The sequence below is a fragment of the Pedobacter sp. 01T416_2 genome (assembly GCF_056398925.1).
The window spans coordinates 1-9,017 of sequence record NZ_JBFTQI010000168.1 but is presented as its reverse complement, the minus strand read 5'-3'; the positions used below and the strand labels follow the sequence as shown (position 1 = coordinate 9,017).

The following is a 9,017-nucleotide window of genomic DNA, read 5'->3' as shown; positions in this document are numbered from 1 at the left end:
ATGCTGATCCCCAAGCTTCGGGATCAGCATCTCTTGATTATTAGGACTCTGAAATAAATTCAGAGTGACGACTAGAAAACCAAAAAGCCTCAACCAATGGTCGAGGCTTTAATATTTTAAGCTAAAAGAGACTAGATACCTAATAATAATCTAGCTGGATCTTCTAACAATTGTTTCACACGAACCAAGAAACCAACCGACTCACGTCCATCAATAATTCTGTGATCGTAAGATAAAGCAACGTACATCATCGGACGGATAACCACTTCACCTTTTTCAGCTACCGGACGTTCAACAATGTTGTGCATACCTAAAATAGCCGATTGTGGCGCATTGATAATCGGAGTCGACATCATTGAACCAAATACACCACCGTTAGTGATGGTGAATGTTCCACCAGTCATTTCTTCTAATGTTAATTTGCTATCACGTGCTTTTAAAGCCAATTCTAAAACCGATTTTTCAATCTGAGCCAAGCTCATGCTTTCCGCATTGCGGATTACCGGAACCACCAAACCTTTTGGTGCAGATACTGCAATAGAAATATCAGCAAAGTCATTGTAAACCAATTCTTCACCTTCAATACGGCCATTAACCGCAGGGAAATCTTTTAAAGCTTCGGTTACTGCTTTAGTGRAAAAGCTCATGAAACCTAAACCAACACCGTATTTTTCTTTAAACTGATCTTTATATTTTCCACGCAAATCCATAATTGGCTTCATATTAACTTCGTTAAAAGTAGTCAACATTGCGGTTTCATTTTTAACAGCAACTAAACGTTTTGCAACCGTTCTACGTAGTGGAGACATTTTCTCACGACGTTCGCCACGGCTACCTGCAGGAGCAGCAGCTGCAACAGGAGCACTAGCTTTTGGTGCTTCTGGTTTTTTACCCGACTCAGCCTTAACAGCATCGTCTTTAGTAATACGACCATCAACACCAGTACCTTTTACGGCAGCAGCGTCAATTCCTTTTTCTGCAAGAATTTTACCAGCAGCAGGAGAAGGAGTTCCTGTAGCATAGCTTTCGTCTGATTTTTCGGCAACTGGAGCTGCAGTTTTATCTTCAGCAACAACAGCCTTTTCTTCAGCTTTTGGTGCATCAGCTTTCGCCGGAGCCGCACCACCATCTTCAATTTTACAAACTACTGCACCGATGGCTAATGTATCGCCTTCGGCTGCTATGGTTTTTAAAGTTCCAGCTTGTTCTGCAGTTAATTCGAATGTTGCTTTGTCCGATTCTAATTCGGCAATAACTTCATCCATTTCAACAACATCGCCATCGTTTTTTATCCAACGTGATAAAACAACTTCGGTTATCGACTCACCAACAGGTGGAACTTTTATCTCTAAACTCATTTTTGTAATGTTATGTTTTTTATCTTCTAATAATCAATATCAAACGCCACGCTCCCAACGCTTAGCGCAATGCACCTAATCGATCTGAACTAATTTTTTTGTTGCTTTTTTGGCGATATCCTTTACATCATCCGTTACCGAAATCTCTAAAGCTTTTGCTAAAATATAAGCCTGTTGATTAGCATGTTGTTTTGCAAAACCTGTTGCGGTACTGCTGCTTTCTCTTCGCGAAATTACATCAATGCCTTTTAATGCTGTTTTGTACAACCTGCGGAACAAATATGGCCATGCGCCCATGTTCTCTGGCTCTTCTTGTACCCAGAAAACTTCTTTAGCATTTTTATATTTCTTCTGGATGGCTTCCATCTGATCAACCGGAGTTGGATACAGCTGCTCTACACGAACCAGGGCTACATGTTTCAATTTATCAGCCTGTTGTTTCTCCAATAACTCATAGTAAATTTTACCGCTACAGAAAACTATACGTGTTACATCAGCAACTTTAACATTTACATCATCAATTACTTCTTTAAAACCACCTTCGGTAAATTCTTCTAATTTAGAAACACAAGCAGGGTGGCGCAATAAACTTTTAGGTGTAAATACCACCAAAGGTTTACGGAAATCGCGTTTAAACTGACGGCGTAAAACGTGGAAGAAGTTTGCCGGAGTAGTACAGTTTGTTACCTGCATGTTGTAGTCGGCACAAAGCTCCATAAAACGCTCAATACGTGCTGATGAGTGCTCTGGTCCCTGACCTTCGTAACCGTGAGGCAATAACATTACCAAACCATTTTCGCGTTGCCATTTGGTTTCGGCACTTGCAATATACTGATCGACAACAATTTGCGCTCCGTTAAAGAAATCGCCAAATTGTGCTTCCCAGATGGTTAAAGCATTCGGGTTTGCCATGGCATAACCATACTCGAAACCTAAAACGCCATATTCTGATAAGTGTGAGTTGTAAATATCGAAAGCCGCTTGTTGATCTGAAATATTTGCCAATGGTACATATTCTTCCTCACTATCTTCAAGCGTTAATACCGCATGACGGTGAGAGAATGTTCCCCTCTCTACATCCTGACCGCTTAAACGAACACGTTTACCTTCCGATAACAAAGTACCATAAGCCAACTGCTCGCCCATTGCCCAATCGAAAACATTGGTTTCGTTAACCATTTTGCCACGTTCAGCAAATAGTTTTTCGATTTTTTTGAAGAACTTTTTATTAGATGGCAAAGCTGTAATACGCTTACCAATTTCTAATAAAGTAGATTTTTTAACCGCAGTAACTGGAGAAGATTCGAAATCTTTAGGTGTAGCCATACGCAAATCTGCCCATGCACCACCAAATTTAACTTCAGCATTACCTGCAACAAATTCTTTAGCTTCGTTTAAGCGTTCCTGCAAAATACCACGGAAATCTTTTTCCATCTCTTTTGCCAAACCGGCTTCCAACTTACCCTCTTTGGTTAACTGATCGATATAGATTTCCCTTGGATTAGGGTGTTTTTCGATTGTTTTGTATAATAATGGCTGGGTGAATTTAGGCTCATCAGACTCATTGTGACCGAAACGACGGTAGCAAAGAATATCGATAAAAACGTCGTTTTTATATTTCTGACGATACTCCATTGCCAGGTTAATTGCATAAACCAAAGCCTCAGGATCATCACCATTTACGTGGAAAACCGGAGATAAAGTTACTTTAGCAATATCGGTACAATAAGTACTGGTACGTGCATCTTTATAATTGGTGGTAAAACCAATCTGGTTATTAATTACCAGGTGAATAGTTCCACCGGTTTTATAACCTTCAAGGCCTGCCATCTGAATTACTTCGTAAACAATACCTTGTCCGGCAACTGATGCATCACCATGAATCAAAATTGGTGCTAAACGACTGTTATCGCCACCATATTTGAAATCGATTTTTGAGCGGCTCATGCCTTCTACCACACCATCAACAGTTTCTAAATGCGATGGGTTAGGACATAAACTTAAGTGAACACTTTTACCCGAAACGGTAGTTACATCCGTAGAATAACCTAAGTGGTATTTTACGTCGCCACCAAATGGCGTATCTGGGTTGTAGCTTTTACCTTCAAACTCAGCAAAAATATCTTTATATGTTTTTTGCATGATATTGGCTAACACGTTTAAACGACCGCGGTGCGCCATACCAATTACAAATTCTTCAATACCTAATTCAGCACCTTTTTCGATTACTGAATCTAAAGCTGGGATTAAAGCTTCTGCTCCTTCTAACGAGAAACGTTTTTGACCCAAAAATTTGGTACCTAAGAAATTTTCGAAACTTACCGCTTCGTTTAATTTCCGGAGAATGCGTTTTTTCTCATCGATTGAGAAATTAGGGGTATTACGTGCACTTTCCATTTTTTGCTGAATCCAGTTCAACACTTCAGGTGTACGTAAAAACTTATATTCTGCACCGATTGAGTGTGCGTATGTTTGTTTTAAAAAGGCTACAATGTCTTTCAATTTTGCCGCACCGATACCAATCTCAACACCAGAGTTGAAAACGGTTTCCAAGTCAGCATCCGATAATCCAAAATTTGCAAGATCTAATGTTGGTAAATGTTTACGTCTTTCGCGAACCGGATTGGTGTGCGTAAATAAATGACCACGGCTACGATAGCCATCAATCAGATTTAAAACATTAACCTCTTTTAAAAATTGTTCAGGAGTTTCTGCTGTTACTGCAGGCGCTTCTGATCCTCTTCCAAAATCGAAACCTTCAAAAAATTTCTGCCAACCAAATTCAACAGACTCGGGATCTTGTTGATAGGATTGATATAAAGACTCTATATATTCGGCGTTTGCGCCATTAAGATAAGATAATTTATCCATTATTAACTGTTTACTATAAGCATTACAAAATTAGAATTTTACCTTATATAAATGGCAAAAATCTCGATTAAAATGAGAATTATTGAATGAGAAAATTATTGAATGAGAGAATAACAAAAATACCACTTGTATTAGTCGATAAAATTTCAATTCCATCATTCAATACTCCATCATTCAGTCATTACAACTATGATGCCCAAGTTAAGGAGTAACTGCCTTTTGGGTCGAGGTTTTTGATATTTTTATCAAGATCGAAAACACTTTTTGATTTCTGATCGTTACCTACACCTGCTACATTGGCCCAGTTCCCCCAATTACTTGCGGGGTTATAATCAATCAGCTTTTCTTCAAAATATGCTGCGCCAAAAATCCAGCTTACTTCTAAATTATTGATCAGGTATAAGGCAGCGGTTTGTCTGGCGATATTCGAGATGAAACCGGTCTGATTTAACTCCGTCATCACCGCATCTACCACAGCAAAACCTGTTTGCGCATTCTTCCATTTACTAAAATTATCCTGTTCATTCACAACATCAATCAGTCCCTGGCTGCCAAATCCATCCGGACTAAAAAAAGTATTGCCATATTTTTTGAACATGAAACGGAAATAATCTCTCCAAAGCAGGCCTAATAGAATATGATTGAACATGGCTTTTGTATTGGGCACACCTTCCATCTTTTTAATTTCCCAGTATACTTTCCGTGGCGACAAACTACCCATGGCCAGCCATGCCGATAGTTTTGAAGCCAGAATTAAATTCTTGGTTGTTGCAGCCTGCTGCATAGCCACAATCACTTTTTGAAGATGGGCTAAACCTTCGGCCTCGCCACCAACAAATTCAAAATCAGCACGCTGATCTTTTTTTTGCGGCAAAAGATTAAAGTCTTTTAACGAAGATAATGTCCCCCAGTCAATCACTTCGGCTACGTTAATCCGATCGGGTGCCGAAAAACAGGGCTTGATAATCGAATCGCGTTCAATTTTCTTTTTAAACTGGTTAAAGGCGTCGGGAATATCCTTAATGGGAAAAGGGAGGTCCTCCTTATTATATAAGGTATGGCCGATAAAATGTTTCAGGTTGATGCGTAATTTCCAAAGTGCATTTTCTACCAAAGTTGAAACATGCGTTTCTTCGCGTGCCACTTCACGGTGATGGTAAACTTCGGTAATCTCATATTCCTGAACGAGTTGAGGAATAATATCTTCAGGGTTGCCTTCGGCGACAAGCAAGTTACCGCCAATCTGTTTTAAAGAATTGCGTAATCCTAAAACACTTTCTAAAATAAATTGCGCTCTAATATTACCTGTTTTTAACGTACCGTATTTTGTTTCGCCAAAAGAACGGCGATCGAGAATGTAAACAGGCAAAATCGAATCAGACTTAGCAATCGCCTCGACCAGCATTTCATTGTCATGCAAGCGAAGATCATTTCTAAACCAGACTAAAATTTTTTTGGACATCTTTTATCGAAAAGGGTGTAAGAACGCGTTTACAAATTTATCTTATTTTTCTTCTTCATCAAACCCCTAAATAATTCTTTACAAATAGGTAACAAAAGAATTAGAACTGAATTAATATCGTTTTAAATGAAGCCATAAAAACCCTTTTGTATCTTTACTGTTTTAAAAAGATGGCTAAGAAGATTCTGATTACCGGGGCTACAGGACTTGTGGGTACTGAGCTGAAAAAAGATTTACTATGCAAAGGTTATGAGGTGAACACACTTTCGAGAAAGAAAGACAAAAATCCGAATAATTTTGTGTGGGATGTTTACAAAGGAACTATTGATGCTGACTGTTTGAATGGCGTGGATGCCATTATCCATTTAGCGGGAGAACCTGTGGCCGATAAAAAATGGACCGATGAACGCAAAAAACAGATCATCGATAGCCGTGTAAAATCGACAGAATTACTCTTTAAAGCCATTAAATCTAAGCCCGATCATCAACTAAAATCGTTCATTTCTGCTTCGGCAGTTGGTTTTTATGGTGATTGTGGTGATGAAATTTTAACCGAAGAAAGTCCAAACGGTTACGGATTTTTAGCCGAATGCTGTAAACTTTGGGAAGATGCTGTAGACCAAGGTAAAAAGCTAAGCCTCAGAATTGTAAAACTCCGCACCGGAATCGTTTTAAGCAATCATGGCGGCGCCTTACCGCAACTCGATAAACCAGTTAAGTTATTTGCCGGAGCAGCTTTAGGCACTGGTAAACAGTGGACTCCCTGGCTGCATATTGATGATATGATAGAAATGTACATAGAAGCCATCGAAAATCTCAAAATGGAGAATTGTTATAATGCCTGCGCTCCTTTCCCAGTCACCAATAAGGCGTTAACCAAAGCCATTGCCAAACGTTTGCATCGTCCAGTTTGGCCTATCAATGTCCCGAAAAAGGCACTGGAATTGTTATTAGGAGAACGGGTAGAAGCTGTTTTAATGAGCAACAATACCTCGGCACAAAAAATTCTAGATGCGGGATTCAAATTTAAATTTACCCATTTGGGTCATGCATTAAAAGATCTGTACAAATAGGGTTAATCGATTAACTGTTTAAATTGGTTAACCGACGCCAAACGCTCAGCTCCAGACGCTTCCTTAATTGTTCAAATCTTCAAAATAATTTAGTTGCTTATAATCCCCTTTAATGACTTCAATATCCATTCACTGGTTTCGTCGCGATTTACGTTTAGCAGATAATGCTGCTTTGTATCATGCACTTAAAAGTGGTTATCCGATCTTACCATTGTTTATTTTTGATCAAAACATATTGGATAAACTTCCAATAGCTGATGCCCGCGTAACTTTCATTTACCAAACCATTGAGGATTTAAAAAAAGAACTTCAGCTACATGGGTCAGATTTATTGGTAAAATATGGCAAGCCCGAAAAAATATGGTCAGAGATTTTAAAGGAATATGATGTTAAGGGCGTATATACCAATCATGACTATGAACCTTATGCCCGCGAACGTGATGATAACATGGCCGAATTTTTAACCAGCGAAAAAATAGCCTTCAAAACGTACAAGGATCAGGTTATTTTTGAAAAAAACGAAATCCTAAAAGCAGATAAAACACCTTACACTGTTTTTACACCTTTTTACAAACAATGGCATGCCAAGCTTAACGATTTTTATGTAAAGGCTTATCCTACTAAAAAATACTTCGAAAATTTACTTAAAACTGAGCATTTGCCTGGTGTAACGTTAAAAGAGATGGGCTTTGAAAAGAGCAAACTGGATTTCCCGAAAATCAGCTATAAAAACAAACTAGATGATTATGCAAAAGAACGTAATTTCCCTGCGCTTGATGGCACCACACATATCGGACTGCATTTGCGTTTTGGAACATTAAGCATCCGGAAAGCAGTTAAAGATGCATTGGAAGCGAAATCGAACGTCAGGCTCTCAGAATTGGCATGGCGGGAATTTTACATGACCATTCTTTGGCATTTCCCCTATTCGGCTTTCGATTCGTTTAAAAAACAATACGATAAAATTAAATGGCGCAACAACGAAGATGAGTTTAAGGCTTGGTGCGAAGGCAATACGGGCTACCCCATTGTAGACGCCGGCATGAGGCAGCTCAACCAAACCGGCTGGATGCACAATCGTGTACGCATGATTGTGGGCAGTTTTTTAACCAAACATTTACTCATCGATTGGCGCTGGGGAGAGGCTTATTTTGYCGAAAAGTTATTGGACTACGAAATGGCAAGCAATGTAGGAGGCTGGCAATGGGCGGCCGGGTCAGGGAACGATGCCGCACCATACTTTAGGGTTTTTAACCCTGAACTCCAAACCAAAAAATTCGACCCCAGGTTCGACTATATTAAAAAGTGGGTACCAGAATTTGGGACAAAAAAATATGCCCAACCAATAGTTGAGCATACATTTGCAAGAGAAAGGGTTTTAAAAGTTTTTAAAGAGGCTTTATCTAATTCGTAACCTTTACAATTTCAATATCGAAATCTAAAGGAGATACCCCGTTAGCTAAATCAGCAGGGATAATCAAACGAAGCTTTCCCCCGGCTGTTACTTTTCCCGGCAATATTAACTGCCACCCTTTATATAAATTACTCAAAACATCAGTAAAAGTTCCATCGGTACTACTTTGTAAAACTGTTCCATCTAAATAGCGAACGGTGTAGTTAGCAACTATTGTAGAGTTCACATTAATTACGTCTGTTCCCGTTCCAGGAGTGGTAATGCTATAGCGTGCTCTGGAAGGATCTTTAATCAGTGTTAAATTATTGTTGGCAATAAATTTATTGATCTCAAATTCGTCTATTTCATGTCTTTTCGCCCCAGCATATATGCCTAAGTCAACAAGGATATTTTCATTCGAACCAATATTTAAAAAACTTACGCCGTTCCTACCAAAAGCCATGCTAGAAGGCATAATTAAAGTTGCCTTGCCTCCTCTTTTCAATTTGGTTAAAACTTCTCTAATTGGTGTGAATACATATGACACACTATTAATGGTAAATCGATCTGTATAACCCAAAAAGGTACCTGGAATCATTAAATCAGATGTTTGATTTAGCACCTGCCCGGATAAGGTTTTAAAAGTATATGAATAATAAACCGAATCTTGGTTTGCAACACTTGCACCAGAACCTACGTCGGTGAGTTTATAATAATAGCCTTTTGTATCTTTAGTGAAAGTAAGATTATTCTTTTTAAGATAAGCCTGGATAGCGGCATCATCTACACTTTCAATAGACTCATATTCCTTTTTACATGAGCTGAAGATTGTAGTAGCCAGTAAAAGTGTGAATAGGCTA

6 protein-coding genes are annotated in these 9,017 nt (G+C 38.9%); 2 read left to right on the top strand and 4 right to left on the bottom strand.

Annotated features, from left to right (window positions below; genetic code table 11):
- Positions 1-131: 131 nt before the first annotated feature.
- The 3 genes from odhB to AC1DPQ_RS09485 form a co-directional block, all read right to left on the bottom strand.
- The gene (gene odhB / locus AC1DPQ_RS09495) at positions 132-1,358 is read right to left on the bottom strand and encodes a 2-oxoglutarate dehydrogenase complex dihydrolipoyllysine-residue succinyltransferase (protein WP_477608976.1); all 1,227 of its coding nucleotides are present in this window, start codon (positions 1,356-1,358) and stop codon (positions 132-134) included.
- Between the two features lie 75 nt (positions 1,359-1,433).
- Positions 1,434-4,229 carry a 2-oxoglutarate dehydrogenase E1 component gene (locus tag AC1DPQ_RS09490; protein WP_230144520.1) on the bottom strand — a complete coding sequence of 932 codons (2,796 nt, stop codon included), beginning with the start codon at positions 4,227-4,229 and terminating at the stop codon, positions 1,434-1,436.
- 187 nt (positions 4,230-4,416) lie between these two features.
- Positions 4,417-5,691 carry a DASH family cryptochrome gene (locus AC1DPQ_RS09485; protein WP_477580101.1) on the bottom strand — a complete coding sequence of 425 codons (1,275 nt, stop codon included), beginning with the start codon at positions 5,689-5,691 and terminating at the stop codon, positions 4,417-4,419.
- 170 nt (positions 5,692-5,861) lie between these two features.
- Here AC1DPQ_RS09485 and AC1DPQ_RS09480 point away from each other — a divergent pair, with 170 nt between their 5' ends.
- Together AC1DPQ_RS09480 and AC1DPQ_RS09475 are read left to right on the top strand one after the other, a co-directional pair.
- On the top strand, positions 5,862-6,764 hold the full coding sequence (locus AC1DPQ_RS09480) for a TIGR01777 family oxidoreductase (RefSeq protein ID WP_477580103.1): 903 nt from the start codon (positions 5,862-5,864) through the stop codon (positions 6,762-6,764).
- A 112-nt stretch (positions 6,765-6,876) separates the two neighbouring features.
- The gene (locus AC1DPQ_RS09475) at positions 6,877-8,178 is read left to right on the top strand and encodes a cryptochrome/photolyase family protein (RefSeq protein WP_477608974.1); all 1,302 of its coding nucleotides are present in this window, start codon (positions 6,877-6,879) and stop codon (positions 8,176-8,178) included.
- Here AC1DPQ_RS09475 and AC1DPQ_RS09470 read toward each other — a convergent pair.
- Positions 8,168-9,017: FKBP-type peptidyl-prolyl cis-trans isomerase (locus tag AC1DPQ_RS09470; RefSeq protein ID WP_477608972.1), on the bottom strand; the 850-nt coding region annotated here is incomplete at its 5' end. The two genes, AC1DPQ_RS09475 and AC1DPQ_RS09470, sit on opposite strands and share 11 nt — an antisense overlap.

Bases quoted from the DNA above. Each gene is read 5' to 3' on its own strand.
- AC1DPQ_RS09490 (WP_230144520.1), bottom strand. From the start codon at position 4,229: ATGGATAAATTATCTTATCTTAATGGCGCAAACGCCGAATATATAGAG.
- AC1DPQ_RS09485 (WP_477580101.1), bottom strand. From the start codon at position 5,691: ATGTCCAAAAAAATTTTAGTCTGGTTTAGAAATGATCTTCGCTTGCAT.
- AC1DPQ_RS09480 (WP_477580103.1), top strand. From the start codon at position 5,862: ATGGCTAAGAAGATTCTGATTACCGGGGCTACAGGACTTGTGGGTACT.